The organism is Prauserella alba (genome assembly GCF_024171735.1).
Lineage (GTDB): Bacteria > Actinomycetota > Actinomycetes > Mycobacteriales > Pseudonocardiaceae > Prauserella > Prauserella alba.
In genome coordinates, this window is the sequence record NZ_JAMTCH010000003.1 from 1,637,879 (window position 1) to 1,662,575 (window position 24,697).

General features: G+C 70.3%; 25 protein-coding genes and 1 pseudogene. 9 read left to right on the top strand and 17 right to left on the bottom strand.

Translation table 11 applies throughout. The features are described 5' to 3' along the window. Nucleotides 1-30: 30 nt before the first annotated feature. A complete protein-coding gene (locus tag LY12_RS07510) occupies nucleotides 31-936 on the bottom strand; it encodes a helix-turn-helix transcriptional regulator (protein ID WP_253854287.1) in 906 nt (301 codons plus the stop codon). 100 nt (nucleotides 937-1,036) lie between these two features. Here LY12_RS07510 and LY12_RS07515 point away from each other — a divergent pair, with 100 nt between their 5' ends. Further along, a complete protein-coding gene (locus tag LY12_RS07515; RefSeq protein WP_253854289.1) occupies nucleotides 1,037-2,464 on the top strand; it encodes an MFS transporter in 1,428 nt (475 codons plus the stop codon). A 113-nt stretch (nucleotides 2,465-2,577) separates the two neighbouring features. Here LY12_RS07515 and LY12_RS07520 read toward each other — a convergent pair whose 3' ends face one another. Then, nucleotides 2,578-3,249: a TetR/AcrR family transcriptional regulator gene (locus LY12_RS07520; protein WP_253854291.1), complete on the bottom strand. Its 672-nt coding sequence runs from the start codon at nucleotides 3,247-3,249 to the stop codon at nucleotides 2,578-2,580. 160 nt (nucleotides 3,250-3,409) lie between these two features. On the opposite strand from LY12_RS07520, the gene LY12_RS07525 reads away from it, so the two are divergent. Further along, nucleotides 3,410-4,573 (top strand): serine hydrolase domain-containing protein, encoded by a 1,164-nt coding sequence (locus tag LY12_RS07525; protein ID WP_253854293.1) that lies wholly within the window; start codon nucleotides 3,410-3,412, stop codon nucleotides 4,571-4,573. Between the two features lie 45 nt (nucleotides 4,574-4,618). Here the strand turns inward: LY12_RS07525 and LY12_RS07530 are convergent. The 5 genes and pseudogenes from LY12_RS07530 to LY12_RS07550 form a co-directional block, all read right to left on the bottom strand. Continuing rightward, nucleotides 4,619-5,351: pseudogene (locus tag LY12_RS07530) on the bottom strand (class I SAM-dependent methyltransferase). Between the two features lie 15 nt (nucleotides 5,352-5,366). Then, nucleotides 5,367-5,720, bottom strand: coding sequence for a VOC family protein (locus LY12_RS07535; protein WP_253854296.1), 354 nt, complete (start codon nucleotides 5,718-5,720; stop codon nucleotides 5,367-5,369). A 276-nt stretch (nucleotides 5,721-5,996) separates the two neighbouring features. Beyond that, entirely contained in the window at nucleotides 5,997-6,338 is a 342-nt protein-coding gene (locus tag LY12_RS07540; RefSeq protein WP_253854298.1) for an RNA polymerase-binding protein RbpA, read from the bottom strand. Nucleotides 6,339-6,599: 261 nt separating this feature from the next. Beyond that, nucleotides 6,600-7,505 carry a thymidine kinase gene (locus tag LY12_RS07545; protein WP_253854300.1) on the bottom strand — a complete coding sequence of 302 codons (906 nt, stop codon included), beginning with the start codon at nucleotides 7,503-7,505 and terminating at the stop codon, nucleotides 6,600-6,602. Nucleotides 7,506-7,532: 27 nt separating this feature from the next. After that, complete coding sequence (locus LY12_RS07550; protein ID WP_253854302.1) at nucleotides 7,533-8,957, bottom strand: MFS transporter; 1,425 nt, start codon at nucleotides 8,955-8,957, stop codon at nucleotides 7,533-7,535. A 256-nt stretch (nucleotides 8,958-9,213) separates the two neighbouring features. Between LY12_RS07550 and LY12_RS07555 the strand changes: the two genes are divergently transcribed. Then, entirely contained in the window at nucleotides 9,214-9,891 is a 678-nt protein-coding gene (locus tag LY12_RS07555; RefSeq protein WP_253854304.1) for a transglycosylase family protein, read from the top strand. A 15-nt stretch (nucleotides 9,892-9,906) separates the two neighbouring features. Here the strand turns inward: LY12_RS07555 and LY12_RS07560 are convergent, their stop codons facing one another. Beyond that, entirely contained in the window at nucleotides 9,907-10,755 is an 849-nt protein-coding gene (locus LY12_RS07560) for a glycerophosphodiester phosphodiesterase family protein (RefSeq protein WP_253854305.1), read from the bottom strand. A 67-nt stretch (nucleotides 10,756-10,822) separates the two neighbouring features. Here LY12_RS07560 and LY12_RS07565 point away from each other — a divergent pair, with 67 nt between their 5' ends. Further along, a complete protein-coding gene (locus LY12_RS07565; RefSeq protein WP_253854306.1) occupies nucleotides 10,823-11,188 on the top strand; it encodes a hypothetical protein in 366 nt (121 codons plus the stop codon). Nucleotides 11,189-11,331: 143 nt separating this feature from the next. Here LY12_RS07565 and LY12_RS07570 read toward each other — a convergent pair whose 3' ends face one another. Together LY12_RS07570 and LY12_RS07575 are read right to left on the bottom strand one after the other, a co-directional pair. After that, a complete protein-coding gene (locus tag LY12_RS07570) occupies nucleotides 11,332-11,943 on the bottom strand; it encodes an MSMEG_1061 family FMN-dependent PPOX-type flavoprotein (protein WP_372493481.1) in 612 nt (203 codons plus the stop codon). A 284-nt stretch (nucleotides 11,944-12,227) separates the two neighbouring features. Further along, nucleotides 12,228-12,782 (bottom strand): DUF3626 domain-containing protein, encoded by a 555-nt coding sequence (locus LY12_RS07575; RefSeq protein WP_253854307.1) that lies wholly within the window; start codon nucleotides 12,780-12,782, stop codon nucleotides 12,228-12,230. Between the two features lie 244 nt (nucleotides 12,783-13,026). Between LY12_RS07575 and LY12_RS07580 the strand changes: the two genes are divergently transcribed. Further along, nucleotides 13,027-13,440 (top strand): PGPGW domain-containing protein, encoded by a 414-nt coding sequence (locus LY12_RS07580; RefSeq protein ID WP_253854308.1) that lies wholly within the window; start codon nucleotides 13,027-13,029, stop codon nucleotides 13,438-13,440. 269 nt (nucleotides 13,441-13,709) lie between these two features. Here LY12_RS07580 and LY12_RS07585 read toward each other — a convergent pair whose 3' ends face one another. From LY12_RS07585 to LY12_RS07615, 7 genes are read right to left on the bottom strand one after another with little or no spacing between them, the layout of a single operon-like run. Next, nucleotides 13,710-14,021: a putative quinol monooxygenase gene (locus LY12_RS07585; RefSeq protein ID WP_253854309.1), complete on the bottom strand. Its 312-nt coding sequence runs from the start codon at nucleotides 14,019-14,021 to the stop codon at nucleotides 13,710-13,712. A gap of 39 nt (nucleotides 14,022-14,060) precedes the next feature. Next, complete coding sequence (locus tag LY12_RS07590) at nucleotides 14,061-14,804, bottom strand: lysophospholipid acyltransferase family protein (protein WP_253854310.1); 744 nt, start codon at nucleotides 14,802-14,804, stop codon at nucleotides 14,061-14,063. A 51-nt stretch (nucleotides 14,805-14,855) separates the two neighbouring features. Further along, complete coding sequence (locus LY12_RS07595; protein ID WP_253854312.1) at nucleotides 14,856-16,310, bottom strand: FGGY-family carbohydrate kinase; 1,455 nt, start codon at nucleotides 16,308-16,310, stop codon at nucleotides 14,856-14,858. Next, on the bottom strand, nucleotides 16,307-17,335 hold the full coding sequence (locus LY12_RS07600) for a 2-hydroxyacid dehydrogenase (RefSeq protein WP_253854988.1): 1,029 nt from the start codon (nucleotides 17,333-17,335) through the stop codon (nucleotides 16,307-16,309). The genes LY12_RS07595 and LY12_RS07600 overlap by 4 nt, the downstream gene beginning before the upstream one ends. Nucleotides 17,336-17,378: 43 nt before the next feature. Beyond that, nucleotides 17,379-17,843, bottom strand: coding sequence for a ribose-5-phosphate isomerase (locus LY12_RS07605; protein WP_253854314.1), 465 nt, complete (start codon nucleotides 17,841-17,843; stop codon nucleotides 17,379-17,381). Further along, on the bottom strand, nucleotides 17,843-19,537 hold the full coding sequence (locus LY12_RS07610) for a dihydroxyacetone kinase family protein (RefSeq protein WP_253854315.1): 1,695 nt from the start codon (nucleotides 19,535-19,537) through the stop codon (nucleotides 17,843-17,845). The genes LY12_RS07605 and LY12_RS07610 overlap by 1 nt, the downstream gene beginning before the upstream one ends. After that, nucleotides 19,534-20,211 carry an HAD family hydrolase gene (locus tag LY12_RS07615; protein ID WP_253854317.1) on the bottom strand — a complete coding sequence of 226 codons (678 nt, stop codon included), beginning with the start codon at nucleotides 20,209-20,211 and terminating at the stop codon, nucleotides 19,534-19,536. Before LY12_RS07615 ends, LY12_RS07610 begins: the two co-directional genes overlap by 4 nt. Nucleotides 20,212-20,280: 69 nt before the next feature. Between LY12_RS07615 and LY12_RS07620 the strand changes: the two genes are divergently transcribed. The 4 genes from LY12_RS07620 (at nucleotide 20,281) to LY12_RS07635 (ending at nucleotide 24,557) form a co-directional block, all read left to right on the top strand. Further along, nucleotides 20,281-20,892 carry a histidine phosphatase family protein gene (locus LY12_RS07620; RefSeq protein ID WP_253854319.1) on the top strand — a complete coding sequence of 204 codons (612 nt, stop codon included), beginning with the start codon at nucleotides 20,281-20,283 and terminating at the stop codon, nucleotides 20,890-20,892. A 12-nt stretch (nucleotides 20,893-20,904) separates the two neighbouring features. Then, the gene (locus tag LY12_RS07625; protein ID WP_253854321.1) at nucleotides 20,905-21,693 is read left to right on the top strand and encodes a DeoR/GlpR family DNA-binding transcription regulator; all 789 of its coding nucleotides are present in this window, start codon (nucleotides 20,905-20,907) and stop codon (nucleotides 21,691-21,693) included. Nucleotides 21,694-21,780: 87 nt separating this feature from the next. Continuing rightward, complete coding sequence (locus tag LY12_RS07630; RefSeq protein WP_253854323.1) at nucleotides 21,781-23,157, top strand: MFS transporter; 1,377 nt, start codon at nucleotides 21,781-21,783, stop codon at nucleotides 23,155-23,157. Further along, entirely contained in the window at nucleotides 23,154-24,557 is a 1,404-nt protein-coding gene (locus LY12_RS07635; RefSeq protein ID WP_253854325.1) for an FGGY-family carbohydrate kinase, read from the top strand. Before LY12_RS07630 ends, LY12_RS07635 begins: the two co-directional genes overlap by 4 nt. Nucleotides 24,558-24,697: the final 140 nt, after the last annotated feature.

Below are 24,697 nucleotides of genomic sequence, written 5' to 3' on the forward strand. Positions count from 1 at the left end.
GACGGCGCCGCCGTTCACTGTCCGGGGTCTCTATCCAGCAGCGCCGTGGCCGCCGTCGTCGGCCGCGACCGGGGTCAGATGCCGTCGCGCCTGCTGTCCGGTCTCGATCCGCCCGCTCTCGATGAGGTTCTGCAGCGTCTCGAGCCGTGACTGGGTGGTGGTGTCCGCCGGCTGGAACACCCGGAGCGTCAGCCGCGTGTTCTCGGCGACCGTGAACCCGAGCGTCTGCAGCGACAGGGTGCCGACGTGGGGATTCCGGATCTGCGGCTGGCAGCGGGACTCGACACCCACGGCACCGGAGTCCCAGAGCTGGGCGAACCGGGGGACGGCGCGCAGCCGCTCCAACAGCGGCGGCCAGGCCGGGTCCGTGAGAGTGGTGCCGTAGACCCCGCGCGTTCTCGCGACGAGTGCGGCCGCGTAGTCGTCGACGTTGACGAACGCGGCCCTCCAGTGTGGATCGGCGAGGGTCAGCAGGACGTTGTTGCGGTCCTGCGGGGCGTAGGACTCGATGTCGTGCACCAGGTAGCGGTAGGACTGGTTGTACGCGCGCAGGAAGTACTGCGAGTCGGTCACCATGGCAGGGAAGGGCGACAGCTGGTCGAGCGTGGTGCGCAGCCGGTCCGAGATCGCCGATTCGCCCGCGTGGTCGGCCGCGGCGGTGTAGCCGGCGAGCCGGAACAAATGGGCACGTTCGGCGTGGCTCAGCAGTAGCGCGTCGGCGATCGATCCGAGCACGGTGATCGACGGCTGCACGCGGCGGCCCTGCTCCAGCCACGTGTACCAGGTGGTGCCGACGTTGGCGAGCACCGCCACTTCCTCCCTGCGCAGCCCGGGAACCCGCCGCCGGGTGCCCGGCGGCAGCCCGACCTCGGCCGGGGTGACGCATGCGCGGCGGCTCTTGAGGAACACGCCGAGCTCCTCGCTGCTCGTGGCCATGCCCCGATTATGCGTCCCGGCACGCCGCCGAGGGTGGTGCTCGCGCCACCAGCATGCCGACACACTGGGCGCGCGTGATGCCCGCCCGCACGCTCGGGGCATGACAACCACCGATGCACCTCCGGCCGAACCCGAGGTCGGCGTCGCGGCCCTGTGGCCGCTCTACCTCGGCTCGTTCTTCTCCACCTCACTGATGGCGCTGTCCAACACGGTCGCGCCGGCGGTGCAGGCCGCGCTCGGCGCCACGGATTCCGAACTCGCCCTGGCGACCGCCGCACTGGGCGCGGCCTTCGCGTCCGGCCTCGTGTTCGCCGGCAGGCTCGGGGACCGCATCGGGCGCAGGCTCCTGTTCCGCAGCGGCATCGCGGCGATCGCGGTCGCCTGTGTGCTCGTGGCCCTCGCACCGAGCGTGCCGGTCCTCGTGGCTGCCCGGTTCGTACTCGGTGCTGCGGCGGCGGTCACGTTGCCGCAAGTGCTGGCGACGATCCAGCACACCTTCGATGGAGCCACCCGGGCGCGCGCGATCGGGTGGTACGGCGCGTCCTCCGGATTCGGCACCATCGGCGGACTGGCCACCGGTGGCGTGCTGGTCGACGCGCTGGGCACGGCCGGCGGGTGGCGGGCTTCGTTCCTGGCCTTCGCCGTGTTCGCCGGCCTCGGCTGGTTCGGGGCACGCCGGGTACCGGAGACGCGGAGCAGCGCGCCCGGCACCCTCGATCACACCGGCACGGTCCTGCTGGCCGTCGGATTGTTCACCCTGATCGTGGGCCTGTCCCTGGGCCCGGGCAGGGGCTGGTCCGGGGACGTGCTGGCCGTGCTGGGCCTGGCCGTCGTCGCGTTGGCCGCGCTCGGCTTCCACCAGTGGCGGCTCGAACAGCGGGGTGGCCAGCCGGTCCTGCCGCCGTCGGTGCTGGGCCTGCCTGCCATGCGGATCGGCCTTGCGATGGTGGTGATCTTCTTCGTGGGCTTCGGGGCGTTCATGTTCGACTTCGCGCTCATCACCCAGCGAGGCCACGGCCTGTCCGTCCTGGAATCGGGTGCTGCGCTGCTGTTGTGCTGCGTGGCCTTCGTCGTCGGCATGCGGCTCACGCCGCGGGTGATCGGCCGGTTCGGCGGTCCGCGCGTCCTGGCCGCGGCGGCGTTGGCACAGGCCGTGTTGCTGGCAGTCATGGCCGCGATCTCGTTCGTCGGCCCCGACGGGCGCTGGTCGTGGGAGCTGTGGTTCCAAGTGCCGGGAACCGCCTACGGCGTGGTGCTGGCGTTGGAGTTCGGACCGTTGCTCGGTGTCGTGATGGACGCGGTGCCGAAGGAGATCGCCGGTCTCACCGGAGGACTGTTCTCGACGATGCAACAGGCGAGCGTGGCGATCGGTGTGGCCACGCTGGGCGGACTGCTGACCACGATCGCGGCGACGTCGGGGTTCGACACCGCGTTCGGCGTGGTCGCTGTGATCAACATCGTCGGCGCGCTCGCGTTCGGCGCGGCGGCCCTCGTGCTCGGCAGGCGCAGCCGCTCGCAGCGGGCTTAGGGCGGCCGGGCCGCGATACATCAGCCGCTCCATGCCCGCGGCTCCGAGGGCGGGGCGACCGCCGTGTTGCGGACGCTCCGCCCGAACCGTCACGACGAGCGGGCCGCAGGATCTCAGCCCTCGCGGCCGGTCCCGGGTAGTGCGGCCTCGATGTGGGCGAGGTGCGCGGCGAGGATGTCCTCGAACGCTCCGGGCCGGTCCGTCCCGAGGGGACGGACGTCGCGGGCGAAGTGGGCCAGCGTGGGGAACCGATCCGGGTCGGCGCCCAGCACGGCGACGCGGAAGAGCTCCATGCCCTGCTCCCGCTCGGCAGGGTCGACGGCGCTGATTCCGGCGTCCGAGGCGACGAGGGCGGACAGCAGTACCGCGAGCCGGTGGTAGTGGGCCGGAACCTGCTCGTCGGGCAGACCCGCCAGCTGCAACGCCTGCAGGATCTCCTCCATGACCAACCGGGAGCCGGTACCACTCGAGACGTAGCGGCCCCACACCGCGGCCAGCTGGGGCTGCTGCCCGAAGGCGCCGCGCACCCGCAGGGCGAGGGCCGTGATGCGTTGCTTCCAGTCGCCCTCGGGGCGGTAGTCGTCGACCGCGGCGAGCAGGACCCGGTCGGCGACCGCGCGCAGCAGCTCCGTTTTGCTGCGGAAATGCCGGTAGAGGCTGGACGAATCCGTGCCGAGGGTCTGGGCGAGTTTCCGCACGCTGAACGACTCGGCATCGGTCGTGCGTAACAGAGCCGCCGCGGCATCCAGGATCTCGTCGGTGGACCAGCGCCTGCGAGGTGTCATCGGGCTCCTCTCGTCACCCGAAGCATAACCGATGCACTTGTCGCTGCACGCAGTGCGTGCATAATGAGGACATCGACGCGGAGGATTCGCGCACGGACCGGGCGGACCACCGGCTCCACCTCCGGCGGCGAGCCCCTCGACAGACGAAAGGACTCGTGCCGTGACGACACCCCTGGACCCGCACGCACTGACCGCCGCGCTGGAGCACGGGCACCGTGCCGGACTACCGGGCTTGTTCGCCGAGGTGCGGGCCGGTGACGAGACATGGCGCGGCGCCGAGGGGGTCGCCGACGTCGCGACCGGCCGTCCCGTTACCGCCGATATGCGACACCGCGTAGGCAGCATCACCAAGGCGTTCACCGCCGCTGCGGTGCTCCAGCAGGTCGAACAGGGCCGGATCGGGCTGGACACGCCGATCGGCCACTACCTTCCCCGTCTCGTGCCCGGTGATCGGGGAGAGGCGGTCACCGTGCGCATGCTGCTCAACCACACCAGTGGCCTCGCCGAGTACCTGCCGCACGCCTACCCGTCGCTGAACGCGTTCCCGGACCTCGCCGGCACTCGGCCCGACAGTCTGGACGAGCACAGGTTCACGCGGTTCCGCGCCGTCGACCTCATCCGGTTGGGCGTCGACGCACCCGCCGTCGGCACCCCGGGCGGAACACCGGGCGTGTACTCCAACACCAACTACCTCCTCCTCGGCGAACTGCTGGCCGAGGTCACGGGCGAACCCGCCGAGGACTGCATCACCCGCAACGTGATCGCCCCCGCCGGGCTCAACGGCACCGCGTTCCCGACCGATCCGCACATCCGCGGCTTGCACTCCCGGCTCTACGAGGCGTGGTTCGGCATGATCGACCCGCCGCGCGACTACAGCGTCTTCGACATGTCCTGGGTGGGCGTCGCGGCCTCGCTGATCTCCACCGTCGCCGACCTCGACCAGTTCTTCGGCATGCTGCTGGCGGGCGAGATCGTCACCCCGTCGTCACTGGCGCAGATGCAACGCACGGTGCGGGTCATCTCCCAGGAGGGCACGACGATCGACTACGGTCTCGGGCTGCACCCGATGGTTGACACGCGGGACCGTGCGTTCTGGGGCCACGGCGGAACCGTGTGGGGAGGCGGTGCGCTCGCCATGGCAGCGGCCGACGGCAGCCGGCAGTTCGCCGTGGCGATGAACCTGCAGCGGTGGAACCTCCTCGACGACACCGGCAGGCCGCAGGCCCATCCCATCGACGACGCGCTCACGGCGTTCCACCACGCCGCCATGTACGGCCGAACGGCCGGGCGCCCCGAGACAGCAGAGGCGGGAAGGCCCGCATGACAACCGAAGCAACCACGACGGAACCTGCCTCGTCACGGCGCGCGCTCATGCCGCCTCGAGGACGAAGAACAGAAAACACAGGAACGAGGACCGGCCGCCGAGTTCGTCGGGGAACCGTTCGCGCGCACTCGCCGCGGCCGGGGGCTCGTCCAGGACGGCGATACGGAAGCCCGCCGAGGTGAAGCATTCCGTCATCGCGCGCGCAGCGGACGATGCCAGTAGGTCAAAGTCGCACGCTGCCCGTCGAAGGTGTATTCGTCGGACCATCGCGCGACGGCGAAGTAGTCGGCGTCGGGGTGGATCAGTTTGTAGATGATCGGATGGTTGACGGCGACGATCAGCCGTCCGCCCGGTCGCAGCACACGGCGGAGCTCCGATACGGGTGCCGCCCAATCCTCCAGGTAGTGGAGGACGAGGGCAGCGACCACGTCGTCGAAGGCTCCGTCGCGATAGGGAAGTGGCGCGGCCACATCCGCCACCTGAAGATCCGCGCCGGGACCAAGGCGATCGCGGGCCAGCTGAACCATCCTCCGGCTGAGGTCGAATCCCGTCACGGTCGCGCCTCGGTCACGCAACGCCGCCGACAGCGGACCGGAACCGCAGCCTGCGTCGAGCACGCGCCGACCGCTCACATCCCCGGCGAGGTCCAGAATCGCCGGCCGAGCATAGTGAGAGCATTGATCAGGCCGTCCTCATTCGCCGCCGTGTACGCCTCGGCGAATGCGTCGTAGTCGTTTCCCACGGAGTCACGGTTCGCAGTCGCGATCCTGCCAGGCATGTGGCGGCACATCGGTCACCTCAGGTGGGCGAGCACGTTGACGACCGTGCCGCTGGGATCCGCCACGAAGAAGCGGCGCACACCCCACGGTTCGTCGGTCAGCGGATACACGACACGCAGACCGCGGCGTACGACCTCGGCGTGTGCGGCATCGACCGCCGCCGGCTCGCCCACATCGATCCCGAAGCGAGGCGACGGGTTCTCCATCCCTCGGGGCGGAATGAGGACCTGGTCGGAGGAGTCGGCAGGCGACGTCAGGCCCAGTACCGGCTCTTCCATGGCGACTTCGAGCCCGAACACTCCGACGTAGAACTCACGGGACGCTGGAAGATCGTCTCCGTCGGCGTAGGGAAAGATTCTCCTGATCATGCACGCACCGTCGCAGGCGCGCCGCCCGGTTGGCTTGGCGAAATGGGAGGCGCTGCTCAGCGGCCGCGGTGACGGCTCGGGCACCCGGTGTGCCGCGCGCTGTGCCAAACGGCGGCATGGGAGCGAACCGACCCGGACAGACGTTGGCGCCCGCACCTCACGGTGAGGTGCGGGCGCCAACGGTGTGGTGGGAGCGCCAACGGTGTGGTGGGAGCGAAATCTCCGGCCGACGACCCGGACGAGCTTCGCCTCGCCGGGGCTGTCAGGGACGCCGCGTCACGAGCGGCCGCGGCGGGCCTTCAGCTCCTCGAGCCGCTCATTGAGCAGTTCCTCGAGTTCCGGCACCGACCGGCGTTCCAGGAGCATGTCCCAGTGCGTACGCGGAGGCTTGACCTCCTTCTGCTCCGTCTGGCCGCCCTCGATGATGTCCGACTCACTGCCGTGCAGTCGGCATTCCCACGTCGGAGGGATCTCGGCGTCATCGGAGAACGGCACCTCGAACTCGTGGCCCTTGGGGCAGGCGTAGCGCACGCTACGCCGCGGAGCGAGATCGTGGTTGCGGTCGGTCTCGTAGCTAACCGCTCCCATCCTGCTGCCACGGAGAACACGGTCGGCCATGATGAGTCCTTTCAGTCGGCTCCCGGTGGAGCCCGGGTCATGCTCACCGAGTGCAACGAACGTCGCCGTCGGGTTCATTCCCCGTACGCCGGATCGTAACCGACGGCACTCGGCACGCCCGCCGCGACGAATCGCGCCGGTAACTAACGGTCTTCTCCCGAAAGGGAGACGGCAGCCGCGCTCGTATGACGCTCCGATGGGTGCGCTTCTCGGACACACCCCCGCGCGGGGGACCCCGCGGGTGCGGGGTCGGGCCGATCGTCAGGTCAGCCGCAGCTGACCGTGGCCGGAACCGGCAGGTCCGAGATCTCCGAGGCGGTAATGCCGCCGACACAGTACTTGGTAACGCACCGTAGTGCTGTCGGTCTGGGAGGGTGGTGTCGCCCGATTCACCTCCGCGATGGACGCATCGCCGTCGTCGTCCGAGGTGTGAGCGGCCACGACTGACACGGTCGGGGGAGCGCCGGGCTCGTTCGGCGCGGCGCTGCCGGCATCGGCAGCGTGACCATCGCCGGCGGTGCCGGCATCGGACTGCGCGTCGTCGGCCACGTCGGCGGTGTCCGCCACGATCACGGTGTCACCGGTGCGCTGCACCTCGTCCCCGCACACCCGCGCGTTGAACCGGCCGGGCAGCCCGCACCAGCACAGCACCTCGACCTGCACCGGCTGCAACTCGTCGGCCAGCTCAAACAGCCGTCGCGCGCCGGGGAACAGCCTGCTGCGGAAGTCGGTCGCGATGCCGAAGCAGTACACGTCGATCGTGGCCTCGTCCGCGAGTTCGCCGAGCTGCTCGACCTGGACAGGGGAGAGGAACTGCGCCTCGTCGACGATCAGGTAGTCGACGTGTGTGCCCTGTTCCCACGCCTGCCGCACCACGCTGCGCAGATCCGTGCCGGCGTCCAGCTCGAGCGCCTCCCGCGTGATCCCGATCCGGCTCGTGATCTGACCGGGACCGGCGCGGTCGTTGCTCACCAGCAGCAGTCCCTGCCTGCCCTGGCGCGCCAGATTGTGATCGATCTGCAGCGCGAGGGTCGACTTCCCGCAGTCCATCGGACCGTACGAGAACTTGATCTTCCCGACGTTCGGCACCTCGCGGCGCGAACCCCAGGCGGGGACCGGGGAAAGAGCGTCGGTCGGATCTGCTCCGGGGCTCTCGAGCGCTGTCACGCCGGAGAACCCTAGCGGCCGCCTCCGCTACAGCACCGCAGGCTCCTCGTTGCCGGCCGCCGCGATGGCCCTTCTCACAGGAACCAGCGCCACGAGGACGAACCCGACGACGAAGAAGATCACGAGGGCGATGATCGCGTACCGGAACGACCCCGTCGCCTGGCCCACGCCCGCGAACACGAGCGGCCCCAGCCACGACGTGCCTCGCTCGCCGACCTCGTAGAGCGAGTAGAACTGCGCTTCCTTACCGGCCGGGATGAGCTGGCTGTACAGCGAGCGGGACAGTGCGTTGGTACCACCGAGGACCAGGCCGATACCGACGGCCAGCGCGTAGAACTGCATCGCCTGGCCCTCTTCGACGAAGTAGGCGAACACCAGCACCAGCACCCAGACCGCCAGGCTCGCGAGGATCACCTTCTTCGCCCCGAACCTGCGGGCTGCGAAGCCGTGAACCATACCGCCGATGTAGGCCACGAACTGGATCACCAGCACCGTCGCGATCAGCACCTGGTCGCTGAAACCCAGTTCCTCCGTGCCGTACTGGGCCGACACACTGACCACGGTGTTGATGCCGTCGGTGTAGACGAGATACGCGCCGAGGAAGCCGAGCGTCAGCGGCAGGGCCTTCGCCGCCTTGAACGTGTCCTTCAGCTCCACGAACCCGGCGGTGAGCACCCGCATGCCCTTCTCGCCGCCGTGGGGGCTCTGGTGTTCCTTCAACCGGCGCAACGGGATCAGCGTGAACAGCGCCCACCACAGTCCCGAGGAGAGATAGCAGATCCGTACCGCCATCGACTCGCTGACGCCGATCGCGTCGTGACTGAGATAGAACGCCAGCTGCAGCGCCAGCGCGACACCGCCGCCGAGGTAGCCGAACGCCCAGCCCTTGGCCGAGACGTCGTCCCGCTCGTCGGGCGTCGCAATGCCGGGCAGGAACGCGTAGTAGGTGACGATCGAAGCGCCGTAGCCGATGTTGGCCACGATGTAGAGGACCGCGCCCAGCTCCCACCGGCCGTCGTCGACGAAGAAGAGCAACGCCGACGCCGCGGCACCGAGGAACGCGAAGCCCGCGAGGATCGTCTTCTTGCGCTGGCTGCGGTCGGCGATCGCGCCGGCGATCGGCAGGACCACGACCTGCACGATCGTCGCGACCGCCAGCAGGTAGCCCCACAGCGACCCGGCGGGGAACGACAGCCCGAACACCGAGATGTCACAGTCGACGAGGCGGTTCTCCCCGCCGTCGGGACCGGTGCACGCGGCGGGACCGTTACGTTCGACGTCCGCCCGCGCGGCGTCGGCGGCGACCGCACTCATGTACAGCGCACCGAACACGGTGATCACCGACGTGTAGAACGCCGAGTTCGCCCAGTCGTAGAAGTACCAGCCGCGCTGTTCCCGTTTTCGCTGTGCGGGATCGGCTGGCGGCTGCGGGCCGGGCAACGTGCTCGTCATGCGGTGTCGGTGTCCTTCGATGCGGTCGTGGTCGTTCATGCGGGCCCGGTACGGCCGCGCCCGTCGTCCGTGTGACGCCCGGAGGTCGGTCCCGGTGCCACGGGCCCGACGTTCGGCGGTGCACCGTGTCCGTCGACGGTGCCCTCTGTCCGGGTGATCCCGGGTGTCGTAGCAGCATCCCCCACGTGTGGTACGTGATGCTGCCGTTTCCAGTGTGACTGTTGTGGCGGTTGTCCGGTTTACTTACCGTGCCGTTATGAACAGCCGCCGACTCCGTGGCCTGGCACGGGGCTCCACCAGACTGCTCCTCGTCGTCCTGGCCGCACTCGGTGTGCAGTTCGTGCTCGCCGCACCCACGTCCGCCGATCCCGATCGCGCCGACTGGGCGAAGCTGCGCATGTGCGAGTCGACCGAGCGGTACCACGTGAACACGGGCACCGGATACTACGGTGCTTACCAGTTCGACCTGCCGACGTGGCGGAGTGTCGGCGGCACCGGCAGGCCCGACCTGGCCACTCCCGCCGAACAGGATTACCGCGCGCTGTATCTGTACCGCATGCGCGGCTGGCAACCGTGGGAGTGCGCGGGCATGGTCGGGCTCGCCGACGACGCCGACGCACGGAGCAAGATGGTGCCGAGCCGCACCGAATCGGCCTACATCGGAGGCAGGAAGCCCGCGGCGCCGTCGCCGGGCGGCCCGGCGATGCCCGACTGGCCGGGCCTGGTCTACGCCTACGGGGACTGCGCCCCGCAGCTGCGCACGTTCCAGTTGCGCATGAACGACTTCGGCTACGACTTCCAAGGCACCGGCTGCTACTACGACGAGACGAAGGAAGCGGTCCTGGACCTGCAGCGGGCCAACGACATCCGCGATTCGGGCAGGCTCGGCCCCAAGACCTGGAAGGCCGCATGGGAGGGAACCGCACCGCGGTGACGCTCCGCCGCGGTCTCAACCATCCGCGGAGTCTGCGCTCCCTGCCGCGTCGGGAGCGGTTTCCGGCCGTTCCGCGGCCCAAGCGCCCCGCTCCTGGAGGACGTCGCGCAGCACGTCAGGCCGGTCGGTGATGAGGCCGTGCACTCCCTGGTCCAGCAGCGACCGCATCTCGTCGGCGTCGTCGACGGTCCAGACGTGCACCTCAACCCCCGCGCTGCGGGCCGCGCGCACGAATGCGCGGTCCACGACCGTCATGCGGCCCTGTCGCCGCGGCACCTGCGCCATCGACCCACGGGACATACCGCCGAGCCGCACGAAGGGCACCCAGCCGTTCGCCCACAGCACGGCGACCGAGCGCGGGCCGCATGCGGTGAGCAGCCGGTCACCGCCCAGCGCGCGCAGTCGCGCGAGCCGGGAGTCGGAGAACGCCGCGGCGGCGACCCGGTCGAAGGCGCCGTTCCGCTCCAGGACCCGCACGAACGGGCCGACCGCGTCGTCGGCCTTCACATCGATGTTGAACCGCACGTCCGGCAGCTCTTCGAGCACGTCCTCGAGTCGCGACACCGCCACGCGGCCGTCGATCTTCGCGCGGCGGACCGCATCCCACGACTGCTCGGCGATGGGGCCGGTGCCGTCGGTCGTGCGGTCGAGCAGCGCGTCGTGATGCACCACGACGACGCCGTCGGATGTGGCGTGCACGTCCGTCTCGACGTACCGGTAGCCCTCCTCGGCCGCGCGGCGGAAGGCGGGCAGCGAGTTCTCGAGCCCGTCGAGCTCGCCCACGTGCCAGCCGCGGTGAGCCAGCGCGCGGGGGAACGTGTCGTCGAGGTACGGATGGGGATGCCGATGCCAGGTATGCGCCACGTCGTCCAGTCTGCCGGACCGGCGTGGCCGCGGCATGGACTTCGAGTGGCCGTCTAAGGTCGGTGTGGTGAGTGCGACGCCGTCCCGTGAGGAACTGCAGGCTCTGCGTACGCCCGTGCCGCAGCACTGCGGCTGGTGTGGCCGCGCCGTCGAACAGCCCGCCGCGGCGGGGCGTCGGCGGAGGTACTGCGGCCGATCGTGCCGCCAACGTGCCTACGAACGGCGCACGGCGGTGCAACGGACAGGACTGCCAGAGGATGCCGTGGTGCTGTCGGGTGCGGAGGTCGCGTCGCTGCAGGACCGACTGTTCCAACTGCGCTGTGCCGCCGAGGACGTGGCGACCGCGGCCGCGGACGGTGCCGAACCGGACGAGCTCGAGAAGCTGTCCGTCGAGGTGGCCCGCATCGCGCGCGACATCGAAGCGCTCCGCTGACGGCGCCGACGAGTACACGCGGCACGCGCGTCACCATTCCGACGTGTGTTTCGCCCCGGCGCCTTCCCGCCACGTCTTTTTCGACACCGTGACGAAAAAGACGTGAGTGTCCGGACGTTGGTGCCGAAGGGGAGAGGTTCCGATCAGCCGCGATAGAGCTTCTCGTGGTAGCGCTCGCCGTAGTGGTCGTCCAATTCGCCGAGCGTCATGCCGGTGTTCTCGACCCGGTCGGCGATCACGGCGCGCCGTGGCAGCTCGTCGGGATTCCAGGACTCCGGCTGCCACAGGCCGGCCCGGAGGAACGCCTTCGAGCAGTGAAAGAAGATCTGTTCGATGTGGACGACGACGGCCAGTACGGGACGATGGCCTTTGACCACCATGTCGGCGAAGAACGGTGCGTCGCTGACGAGCCGCGCGCGGCCGTTGATGCGCAACGTGTCGCCGTGCCCCGGGACGACGAAGTTCAACCCGACGCGCGGGTTCGCCAGAATGTTGCGGTAACCGTCGGCGCGGCGGTTGCCGGGTCGTTCCGCGATGGCGATCGTGCTGGAGTCGAGGACGTGCACGAGGCGTCCGGCCGGATCGCCCTTCGGTGAGACATCGCAGCGACCGTCGGCGTCGGCCGTGGCCAGGAAGCAGAAGGGCGACACGGCGAGCCAGTCCCGGTCGAGTTCGGTGAGCTCGGTGCGTTCCTTCGTCCAGACGCGCGGCAGAGCTTCGCCCAGCAGCTCCGTGAGGGTCGCGACGTCGGTGATCTCGGTGCAGCTCGACCTGGAAGCCGCTGTGTGTGCTGCTGTGTCTGCGGTCGTGTCCGGCTCGGCCGTCGTTCTGTCCGTGGTGATGTGGTCGTCGTTGGTCACCACGCCGAGGCTACGGAGACAGGCGCCGGCGGCACAGGTGCTTCGGTTCCGGATGATGCGGATGTCAGCCGACCCGTCCTGCGGTGTCGCGCGAGCGGTGACGGCCTCCGGTGGACGTCGTCGGCCTCTGAGATGGGTCCTCTGTGCCGGTTATCCGAGTGCCGATAATGCACATTATGTTAAGTAGTGTTCTGAGGGGGCGCCCCGACCGCTCTCCGGCCGAAGCGCGCCAGGCAGTGCCACACCTGCTTGATCCACTGCCGTGGATGCTCTCCACGCCGTGCCGCGTCGCCGATGACGTTCGGAGTCAGCACGGGTCCCAGTTCTTGCGCCAGCGCGACGATGTGTGCTTCGCGATACGACTCGTCGATGTCGTCCGGTGCAGCCAGGAAACCCGGATGGAACTCGACGCGACAGTCGGTCCGCGTAGCCGCCTCCTCCACGTCGGTGCGAGCGAAACACGGGTCGAGGACGATCGCGTCGACGTGGAGGTCGAGTCTCACCGCACCGTGGACATGGGCCTCCACTGCAGCGTCGAGGTCGTCCAAGCCTGATTCGTCGGCCATGTGACAGAGCGACGGCAGCAACGTGGCGTCGCCGACGTCAGCGGGTTCCCTGTCTGCTGCGAGCGATTCGATGATCTTCTGCTCGCCGTGGGGCCAATCCGGGTGGAACCGCAGGCCCGCGGCCTCGCCCCGGGCCGCGGGCCTGCGTGCGATCCTCACCGTGTCCACCCACGGTCGAATCATAGGGGCCGCTCCCCTTTGCGCGGCCGGAACCGTGCGGTTGACCGAACGGTCAAGCTCGGACCCGAACGTCCGCGTCAAGTGCGGCTACCCCTGCCTCGCACGACCCCCTGCATGAACCTCCGCGGTGACTGTCGCTGCGACGGGTCCGAGGTCGCCACGTGGAAGGGCGTACCCGCCGCCAGAACCTTAGACTCGACGCAACGGCCGCCGGCGGGGACGAAGGAGGCACATGGGCCAGCGAAACCCGCTGACGCGCGTCGTGCTCGCCGTGGTGGGCGGCGTGGTGCTACTGGGCGGCGTGGTGTTGCTCGTGCTGCCCGGCCCGGGCCTGCTCCTGGTGCTCGCCGGGCTCGTCACGCTTGCGGCGGCCTTCCCCGCGCTGCAACGTCACGTCGAACCGGTCCGAGAGCAGGCGATGAAAGCGGCCGAGACCAGTGTGGCGACTCCACTGCGGATCGCCGGTTCGGTGGCGGCCGGACTGGGACTGATCGGAGCCGGAGTCGTGTGGGGACTCGTGCCGCAGGTACCGCTGGCGGGCTGGGCCACCGGCGTGAGCTTGATCGTTTCCGGGATCGTGCTGCTCGTCCTGCTCTACTACAGCCACCGGCGCGTGAAGGCGGGTTCCGCGCATACCAAAGGGTGAACCCGCCGGCCGTCGCCCTCGACTGCGATTCGTCGCGCGGCGTGATCGGTGGTGCAGACAAACGCCACCGGCGACTGCACACGGCACACTCCGCGTCGCGGCACTCTGCAACGACAGATACTGCGGCGACAGCTACTGCGGCGGGTCCCGTCGGGGCCGATAGGCACCTCTCCCCTCGTGGTCGCTCGTCGGGATCCACTCACCGCTGTTTCGACACGGTGTCGAAACAGCGGTGAGTGATCATCGCCGCGGGGCGCTTCCGGCGGGTGCTACCGGTCACCCGCGCGCAGCGGCGAGCCGACCACGTCGAAGGCGAAGCCACCGGAACGCCCCGAAATCAGTGGGCGCGCCGCCGCAATCGCCTCCCGGACTTCGGGGAGTTCGAGCGACCCGCGATGTGCTTCTGCCGAGGTCCACAGTTCGGAGACGAACACCGTGTCCGGCTGGTCCTCGGAGACGCCGACCTCGTAGGACAGGCACCCTGCCGCCGTCAGGCCGGGCTTCGAGCTCGTCAGGTGGACCACGAGTTCGTCACGCTTACCGGGCACGGCATCGAACGTGCTGACATTCGCGTACGTCATACGAGCACGGTACGAGCCACCACCGACGATTCGGTCGGCTCAGTCGCCGGCCGGACGTGTGGCGTCGAGCGCGGCCGCTTCCTCCGGGGTCGGTGCGGTGCCGCCGAGGTGCGCGGGCAGCCACCAGCGGTCGTCCTCGCCTGCGGGCCGGTCGGGATAGCCTTCCTGCAGCTCGTCGAGGATCGATTGGAGCCGCACGCGAAGATCACCGCTGAGCGCGTCGGGGTCGTCGCCGGGCGTCGGGTGCAGCGGCTCGCCCGCATGGATGTGGATGGGCACGTGCCGCTTCGTCAGTTCCTTCGGACGCCCCTTCGTCCACAGCCGCTGCGTTCCCCACAGGGCCATCGGCACGACCGGTACGCCCGCGTCGGCGGCCATGCGCACGGCACCGGATTTGATCGGCTTGATCGTGAACGACCGGCTGATCGTCGCCTCCGGGAACACACCGACGACCTCGCCCGAGCGCAGCCGGTCGACGGCCTCGTCGTAGGAGGCCTTGCCCGCTCCCCTGTCCACCGAGATGTGGTGCATCCCGCGCATGAGCGGGCCCGCGATTCGGTTGTCGAAGATCTCCTTCTTGGCCATGAACCGCACCAGCCGTTTCGCGGGCTGCGCGCCGAGGCCACAGAAGATGAAGTCCAGATAGCCGATGTGGTTGCAGGCGATCACCGCACCGCCGGTACGCGGGACGTGTTCGGTGCCCGTCACCCGCAGCCGGTTGTCGAGCACACGGAACATGGTCTTGGCCGCCAGCACGACGGGCGGGTACACGATCTCTGCCACACCGCCAGGCTACGCAACCGTAGGTTGACTCGCTCGCGGCTGGGTCACCGATCACAGTCGCCACAGCTGGCGCGCCGAGGCCAGCGCCGCTTGGTAGTCGGCGTAGCCCGACCGGTAGAACTCGGCCGCCGACGGCTCGAACTGCACCGTGCGCGAACTGGCCGCCCAGCGCTCGGCGTCGAACGGCTCACCCAGCGCCTCGGCCGCCACGAGCACTGCTCCGCGTGCGCCCACACCCGGATCGCTCGGAATCACGATCGGCCTTCCCAGCACGTCGGCGAAGATCTGGGTCCACTCGGCCGAACGGACTCCGCCCCCGCACGCGTACAACGTTCCGGACAGGCCTGCCGCGTCGAAGCAGTGCCGGGCGGCGTAGGCGATCGACTCGCACAGCGCGCGCACGACGTCGGCCGGTCCGTGTTCGAGGCTCAGGCCGGAGAACTGGGCGCGTGCCGCCGCGTCCACGAACGGTGCCCGCTCCCCCGACGCCGACAGGAACGGCAGCGCTCGAACCCCGCGTGCGCCCGGGCCGCTCGCCGCAAGCAGCTCCCCGATCCTGCCCACCTCGACTCCGAACATCCGGCACGCCCAGTCGATGCTCGCGGTGCCGACCATGGCGGGCATCGCTCGCAGGTACTCGCCCTCGTTGGGGGTCGACAGGAACATGCCCGCGGGTTCGCCTGCCGGGTCGAACGTCGCGTCACCGGTGAGGACCTGGCACGCGAGCGTCGTGCCCGCGGTGAGGATGCCGTCGCCCGGTTTGCGCACGCCTGCGCCGATGGCACTGGCAGGCAGGTCGAACGGTCCGGCCGTCACCGGCAGTCCGACGGGGAGGCCGAGCAGCTCGGCGCCGCGGGCGTCGAGGGCGAAGACGCTCCTCGGCGCCGCCGGTTCGGCGAGCAGATCCCTGCGGTGGGTGAGGCCGCACGCGGCGATGGCGGCGTCGTCGTAACGGCGGGTCGCCGGGTCGAGGAACGGCAGCGACGCGTCGGACACGTCGACGGCGATCTCGCCGGTCAGCCGCTGCAGCACGGCGTCGACGCAGTAGCCGGCCACCGCCGCGCGGTCGAGTGTCTCGGGTTCGTGGGCGTCCAGATACGACAGCACGGGGCCGGCGCAGCCGGGGAACATGCCCGATCCGGTACGGCGGAACACCTCCGCGGCCACCCCACCGGCCTGCCACTCGGCCAGTAGGGCATTCGCGCGGCCGTCCAACCAGGACACGGCTGGACGTACGGCGCGGCCGTCCTCGTCCCGCAACCACACGCCGTCGCCCTGTCCCGTGAGCGCGACGGCGCCGACGGGTTCGGTCAGCTCGGCCGCGACCCGGCGCACCACCGTCGCGACGGTGCCGAGGACCTGCTCCAGGTCCTGTTCGACGCGGCCGCCGGGCAGCTGGTCGAGCTCGGACGGGGTGCATGCCTCGGCGATCGCCAGCCCGTCGTCGTCGAACGCGACGGCCTTGGTCAGCGAGGTTCCGATGTCGACGCCGATGATGCGGTTCATCGCAGCACTGCCGGGTTGGCGACGTTGAGAAGCTGCTCGCCGCGCACGTAGCGGCCCACCTCCGCGGAGACGATGTCGGCGGCCCGCTGGGCGGTCTGCTTGCTGCATCCGGCCAGGTGCGGGGTCGCGATCACGCCCGGCACGTCCCGCAGTTCCCAGTCGGCGGGCGGCGGCTCCTCGTCGTACACGTCGAGCGCGAGCGCCGCGAGCTTGCCGCTGCGCAGCAGCCCGGGCAGCGGTGCGTAGTCGAGGAGGCCGCCGCGGGCGGAGTTGACGAGCACCGCGCCGTCGGGCAGCAGCGCCAGCTTGTCGGCGTCGATCAGGTGCCGGGTGTCCTCGGTGAGGCGGGCGTGCAGGCTCACGACCGGGCTGCGCCGGAGCAGGTCGTCGAGGTCGACGAGCTCGGCACCGTCGGCGGCGATCCGGTCGGGGTCGGCGAACGGATCGGCGACGAGCACGCGCGAACCGAACGCGACGAGAACCTTCGCCACCCTGGCGCCGATCGCGCCGTAGCCGACGAGGCCGACCGTGGTGCCGTCGAGTTCGAGACCCGCGTTGGCATAGGCGTAGTAGTCGCCTCGCCACTGCCCGCCGAGAAGTTCGGCGGACGCCGTCGGAATGCGGCGCATGGCGGCGAGGATGAGACCGAGTGCGAACTCCGCTGCCGCGGCCGCGTTGCGGCCCGGTGCGAACGTCACCGCGACGCCGGCTTCGGTGGCCGCGTCGAGGTCCACGTTCACCGGTCCGCCACGGGAGACCGACACCAGGTTCAGGTTCGGCGCCGCGGCGAAGACCTGTTTCGTGAACGGGGCCATCTGGGTGACCGCGACCTCGGCGTCGCCCAGCGCCTCGATCACCTGTTGCTCGGTGCCGCTCGCCTCCTGCACCCCGCCGACCGGACCGAACGGTTCGACCGGCCAGGGCAGCGACAACCGCGACAGCTCAGCGTCGGGGACCTGGCCGCGCACCGCGTCGGCGAGCAGCTCGGTCCTGACGAACTCGTCTCCTGCAGCGAGTATCCGCAACGTCATTGTTCCTCTCGGTGCTGGGTTCCCGGTGTCGCCGGACTCAGGTCGCGGCGCCCGCTTGTTCGTAGTCGGTGATGTGGGCGACCTTGGCGGCGCTGGCCGAGGCCGGGTCGAAGGTGTAGCCGAGCCACTCGCCGACGATCCGCTTGGCGAGTTCGGGGCCGATCACGCGGGCCCCGAACGTGATCACCTGGCAGTTGTTCGATTTGACGGACCGCTCGGCCGAGTAGGAGTCGTGGGCCACGGTGGCCCGGACGCCCGCGACCTTGTTCGCCGAGATGGCCACGCCGATTCCGGTGCCGCAGACCAGTACACCGCGATCGGCCTCGCCTGCGGCGATCTTCTCGGCGGCGGCCAGCCCGAGTACGGGGTATGCGCGGTGGTCGTCGGGGCCGGCCACGCCGACGTCGATCACCTCGGTCACCCGGTCGTCGGCGGACAGCAGCTTCCGCACCTCGTCCTTGAGCCCCACGCCCGCGTCATCGGCCGCGACGACGATTCGCATCAGTTCTGCCCTCCCAGTACGTCGCCGACCGCGGTGACGAGGAGCGCGAACGACGTCGCCCCCGGGTCGGCGTGTCCTTTGCTGCGCTCTGCCAGGCGTGCTGCCCGGCCCTTGCCGGGCAGCAGATCCGCGGTCTCCTGTGCCGCGACGGTGGCCGCCTGGGCGGCCTTGCGCCACGCGTCGGCGATGTCTGAGCCGGCGTCGCCGCGCCCCGTGGCTCGGACCGTGGCGCGCAGTGTGGCGCGGAACGGTTCGATGGCGTCGAGCATGGTCTTGTCGCCCGGTTCGGCCTTGCCCAGCGCGGTGAACGCCCGCACCGCGCCGTCGACGGCGTCGGCGAGGGTTTCGACGGTGATCTCGCCCCGCAGGCCGGCGCCGGTCTCGGCCAGCAGTACGCCGTACAGCGCGCCGGAGGCGCCGCCCGCCGCGTCGGCGAACGCCGTTCCCGCGGCGAGTAGTTGCTCGGCCGGGTTCTCGCAGGTCCGTGCCGCGGTGACCGCCGCGCGCATGCCACGGGTCATGCCGAGGCCGTGATCACCGTCGGCGGCGACGGCGTCGAGCCTGCCGAGTTCGTCCTCGTTCTCCTCGATCAGCTCGAGTGCCGCGGTGAGTGCCCTGTCGACGATGCTCTCCCCCGCGTGCTGCGGCGGGGCCAGCGTGTCGTCGACAGTGACGGACGACCGCACCGGCGCGGCGGGCCGGCCGTCGCTGCGGTATCCGGGGGACGAGCACGGTGCGGCGTACAACTCGGCCAGTTCGTCGTCGAGGACCATGGCCGACAGTGACACGCCCGCCATGTCGAGCGAGGTGACGAACTCGCCGACCTCGATGTGCACGGGGTCCAGGCCCGCGGCGACGAGGCGTTCGTGAATGCGCTTGTAGGTCACGAACATCTCTTCGTACTTGGTGCGGCCGAGTCCGTTGAGCAGCACGGCGACGCGGCCGTCCCCGTTCGGCAGCTCCGGAAGGAGGCCGTCGACGAGCTCGTCGGCCAGTTCGGTGGCGGCCAGCCGGCCGACGGTGCGCACCCCGGGTTCGCCGTGGATGCCCAGGCCCAGCTCCATGTCGGTGTCGGCGACGGTGAACAGCGGTTCGGTGGCTCCCGGCAGGGTGCACCCGCCGAAGGCGGCGCCGAACGTGCGGGTGCGGGCGTTGGCCTTCACCGCCGCGGCGTGCACGCCGTCGAGGTCGTCGCCGCGTTCGGCCGCGGCGCCTGCCACCTTGAAGACGAAGAAGTCGCCTGCCACGCCGCGGCGGCGGGCGGGGTCCTCGGCGGGGCCGCTGGCGACGTCGTCGGTGACCAGGATGGTGCGGCTGTCGATGCCCTCCGCGGCCAGCCGTCGTGCGGCGAGGCCGAAGTGGAGCACGTCGCCCTGGTAGTTCCCGTAGCCGAACAGGACGCCTGCGCCGCCGTCGGCCGCCCGGGCGGTGCGGTGGACCTGCTCGGCGCTCGGGCTGGTGAACACGTCGCCCACGACGGCGCCATCGGCCAGTCCGTGACCGACGAGGCCCGCGAAGGCGGGGTAATGCCCGCAGCCGCCGCCGATCACCACGGCCACCTTGCCCGGTCTCGGTGCGTCGGCGGTGACGACGCCGTAGGCGTCGGGAACCTTGCGCACCTCACGTCCGTACGCGGTGACGAAGCCGTCGACCCAGTCCCGTTTGAAGGTCTCGGCGGTTCCCAGCACGGTCACGATCGCACCAACTCTCCGGTGAGGTAGGCGAGCAGGGTTCGGTGGACGTCGTCGTTGTCGGCCGCGACGGCGGCGGCGAGTTCGAGTGCGTCCGGCTTCGGCGGGTAGGTCGGGTTGGGCAGTGCGACGACGGTGAGTCCGGCGGCCGCGGCCGCCCTGATGCCGTTGCTGGAGTCCTCCACGCCGAGGCAGCGGGTGCCCGGCACGCCCAGTCGTGCGGCGGCCTCGGTGTACACGTCGGGGCTCGGTTTGCCCCGTGGCACCTCGGCGCTCGACACGGTGGCGCTGAACTCGCCGGTCAGGCCGTGGGTGGCCAGGACGGCGTCGATCACCCTGCGCGCCGCCGAGGACGCGAGCGCGACGGGTGCGCGGGCCGCGACGCCGCGCACCATGCCGTCGGCGCCGGTCAGCAGCGGCGCGTCGCCCGCCTCGATCGAGGCGATCATGCCGTCGACGACCGCGTCCTCGACCTGTTGTGTGGTCTCGGTCGTGCCGCTGCGGTCGGCGAGGTAGGCGGCCCATTCGGGAGCGCTCATCCCCTGCACCGTCGCGGTGTCGTCGGCCGTCCATTGCACACCGTGTCGCGCGGCGTAGGCGACCCAGTTCTCTTCCCAGAGGTGTTCACTCTCGACCAGTACTCCGTCGAGGTCGAACACGACCGCGGCGAACGTCATTCACAGCCCCTTTCACGTCGCAGATGTTAAATTAACACCATAGTCGCGATTTGTCATCGGAGGTTCTGCATGGGCGCTCGACTTCTGCTGGTTCGGCACGGGGAAACCACCTGGCACGCCGAGAACCGGTACGCGGGCAGTAGTGACGTGGCGCTGACCGAGCGCGGCGCGGCGCAGGCCGAGGCGCTCGCCCGCCGCATCGCGAGCGCGGCCGAGCCTCCGGTCGCGATCCACTCCTCACCCCTGAGCAGGGCCGCGGCGACGGCCGAACCGGTCGGCGCCGCGCTGGGTCTGCCGGTCCGTGCCGAGCCGGGACTACGAGAGGCCCACTTCGGCCTCGCCGAGGGCCGCACCCTGGCCGAACTGCCCGCCGCGGTGGTGGAACGGTTCCGCGCCGACCCGGTCGCGGGCGCATTTCCCGGCGCCGAGCCACCCGCCGCGGTCGCCGACCGCGCGGTGGCGGCCCTTGCCGACATCGCCGAACGGGCGGCGGCAGCGGGAGGTCGCGCACTGGTGGTCGCGCACAACACCCTGCTGCGGTTGGCACTGTGCCGGCTGCTCGGCATCCCGCTGCCGACCTACCGCCGTGTGCTGCCGCAACTGGAGAACGGTGCGATCACCGAGGTCGGCATCGAGGCAGGACACGCCAGCCTGTACCGGCTCAACGCACCGGCGGAATGAGATGCTGGCCCCGTGACGGAGAAGAGCGACAAGAGTGCAGGGCAGCGCGCCGGCAGGCAGCAGCGCATCACCGACTACGTGGTGAACAACGGCTCGGCTTCGGCGGCGGAACTGGCCGAGCTGACCGGTGTCAGCGTCATGACGGTCCACCGTGATCTCGACGAACTCGCGCGCCGCGGCCTGCTGCGCAAGTTCCGCGGCGGGGTGTCCGCACAGCCGTCGACGGTGTTCGAAAGCAACTCCGAGTACCGCCTCAATGCCAACGTCGAGGCGAAAGCCGCGATAGCCAGGCAGGCACTGACCTATGTGGAACCCGGGATGTCGATCCTGCTCGACGACTCCACGAGCGCCCTCGCGCTGGCCAAGCTGCTCGGTGAGGTCACCCCGCTGACCGTCGCGACCAACTACCTCCGGGCGATCGACGTCCTCAAGGAGGTCGAGGACGTGCGCCTGATCGCCATCGGCGGTGACTACTCGCCCACCCACGACGCGTTCCTCGGCATGCCGTGCCTCGAGGCGGTCGAACGGCTCACCGTGGACACGACGTTCGTCTCGACGTCGGCGATGAACACCGAGCTGACGTTCCATCAGGAACCCGAGATCGTGATGGTCAAGCGCGCCATGCTGCAGAGTGCACAGAACCGTGTGCTGCTGATGGACTCCAGCAAGATGTCCCGTACCGCGCTGCACCGGCTCGCGCCCGTCACCGACTACGACCGGCTGATCGTGGACGCGGGCACACCGGAGGCGACGGTGGAGGAGCTGCGCAATCGGACGGAGGTGGACGTGGCGGCCCCCTGACGGGGGTCGCGACACCACTTCAAATCACATCTTGTCTGTGAACTTCACATGGGTGATGATGCTTCGAGCGACACCCATGGAGGCAAGATGACTGCGCAGACAACACCGACGTTGTCCGGAGCCGGCGGAGGGTTCCGCGGGTTACTCGAAAAGTGGGGCCTTCCCGCGCCGTTGCTGTTCGGCTACGTGGGCCTGCTCCTGTTCATGATCGGCGACGGCGTCGAATCCGGGTTCATCGCGCCGTTCATGGCCGACCACGGCGCCGGCACCGACATCCGCGCGTCGTACGTGATCACCGTGTACGGCGTCGCGGTGATGCTCGCATCGTGGCTGTCCGGTGCCCTGTCCGAACTGTGGGGCCCGCGCCGGGTCATGATGCTGGGCCTCGCCATCTGGCTGGTGTTCGACGTCCTGTTCCTCGCCATCGCAGTGAGTGGTGAGAACTACGCACTGATGATGGTGTTCTACGGCATCCGCGGGTTCGGCTACCCGATGTTCGCGTTCGGGTTCCTGGTGTGGATCACCGCCGTGGCACCGATCGCACGCCTGGGTGCAGCCGTGGGGTGGTTCTATTTCGCCTTCACCGGCGGACTGCCGACCCTGGGCTCGCTCGTCGCGAGCGTCACCAACCCGATCTTCGGCCACTACGGCACGCTCTGGCTCTCCATCGGCATCCTCGGGCTCGGCGGCCTGGTGTGCCTGCTCGGCGTGCGGGAACGCACGGGCTTCCAGCGCCTCGCCCCGCCCGACGTGAAACCCGTGCAGAGCCTCGTCTCGAGCGTGTCGATCGCCTGGAAGAAGCCGCAGGTCGGCCTCGGCATGATCGCCCGCGTCATCAACACCGCGCCCGAATTCGGCATGCTCGTGTTCTTCCCGACGATCTTCGCCCACCAGATCGGCTTCGGCGAGGCACGGTGGCTGCTGCTCGTGTCGGTCATCTACGGCACGAACATCGTGTTCAACCTGATCTTCGGTGTCGTCTCCGACAAGATCGGCTGGCGCACGACGATCTTCTGGTTCGGCGCCGTCGGCTGTGCCGTCTCGATCCTGCTGCTCTACTTCGTGCCGCTCGCCCTCGGCGCCGACTACTACTGGGTGGCACTGCTCGTCGGTGCGCTGTACGGGGCGACGCTCGCCGGCTTCGTGCCGATCTCCGCGCTGTTGCCGTCGCTGGCGCCCGACAACAAGGGCGGTGCGATGGCGCTGCTGAACCTCGGAGCCGGTGCGGCGACTTTCGTCGGCCCCGCGATCGTGAGCCTGTTCCTCGGACCGACCGGAGCCGCGGGCGTCGTGATCATCTTCTCGGCGCTGTACGTGGTCGCCGCGGTGATCGTGCGATTCCTCAAACTGCCGGAGGCCACGGAGGAAGCGCTCGCGAAGGACGCGAACCTGCAGGCGATCACCGAGGAGACGACGCCGGAGGGGCCCCAGGAATCCGGCCGGGAAACAGCGGTGCCGCGGTGACGGTCGTCGGCATCGACGTGGCGACCGCGGGGGTCCGGGCCTTCGCGGTCGCCCCCGACGGCGCCGTCCTCGCCCGCGCCGCCGAGGATCTGCCCCGCCCCGTGCGCTCGCCCGAAGGGCACAGCGAGCAGGACGCCCGCACCTGGTGGCCCGCGGTGGAGTCGGCGGTCCGGCGAGTGTGTGAGCACCCCGAGGTGGGGCGGGTCGAGGCGGTCGCGGTGGCGGCGACATCGGGCACGATCGTCGCGGTCGACCGCCGCGGCGAACCGGTCTCGCCGGCGCTCATGTACGACGACCGGCGGGCCGCATCCGAGAACACAGTGGCCGCCGAGGCCGGTGCCGAGCGCTGGGCCGAGCTGGGGACGACGGTCTCCCCGACTGCTGCGCTCGGCCGGATCGCGTGGCTGCACGCGGCGTACCCCGACGCGGCGGGCGTGGTGCACACCCCTGAACTCGTCGGCGCATCGCTCACGGGACGGCCGGTCGCGGCGGACTGGTCGCACGCGCTCAAGAGCGGCTACGACCCGGTCCGTGGCGAGTGGGCGTGGGAGGTGTTCGACGCGCTGGGGGTGCCGACGTCGTGGCTTCCCGAGGTCGTGGCCCCGACCCGGGTGCTCGGGGAGACACCGCGGCCCGTGGCGGGACTGCCGCAGGGATGCCCGGTGGTGGCCGGCATGACCGACGGCTGTGCGGCGCAGCTCGCCGCGGGGGCGGCGGAGCCGGGCCGGTTCGTCGGCATTCTCGGGACGACGTACGTGCTGAAAGGTGTCACCGAACGGCTCGTCGCCGACCCGTGGGGCGCCCTGTACAGCCACCGGCACCCGGACGGCTGGTGGCTCGCGGGCGGCGCGTCCAACACCGGTGGTGAGGGCGTGACCGGTGACCTGGCGCGGCTCGACGACGCGGCGGCGGCGCGAGGACCGGCAGGCGTCCTGGCCTACCCCCTGGCGCGGTCCGGCGAACGGTTTCCGTTCGCGGAACCGGAGGCGAGGGGGTTCGTCGTGGGCGATCCCGCCGACGACGCCGAGCTCCACCGGGCGCGCCTCGAAGGCGTCGCGTTCCTCGAACGTCTCGCGCTCGAGCGCGTACACGACCTCGGGATGGACGTCCGCGGGCCGCTGCTCGCCGCGGGCGGTGGCAGCGCCAGCACGCTGTGGACCACGATCCGCGCGACCGTGACCGGCCGGAGCATGCAGCTGTCCGCGCACGCCGAAACCGCCTACGGAGCCGCGATGCTGGCCGCCGCCGCAACCGTGCCGGGCGGGCTGTCCGAGGTGTCCGCCCGGCACGGCGCCGGCGGCACGGTCGTCGATCCCGACCCGGCGCAGAGTGACCGGCTCGACGAGTCCTACCGGCGGTTCACGGCCGAGCTGCGTGACCGGGGCTGGCTTCCGCGATGATTCGCGGCCGTCCGGTCGCTGCCGCGCAGGGCCCTGGCACCGGACAGCCACCACCGGCAGGGCGGCCCATCGCCCAGTGGTCGCGACTCGAAGCCGGACGCTTGGACGAGCTCGGTACCACGGGGACGGGCTCGGCATCC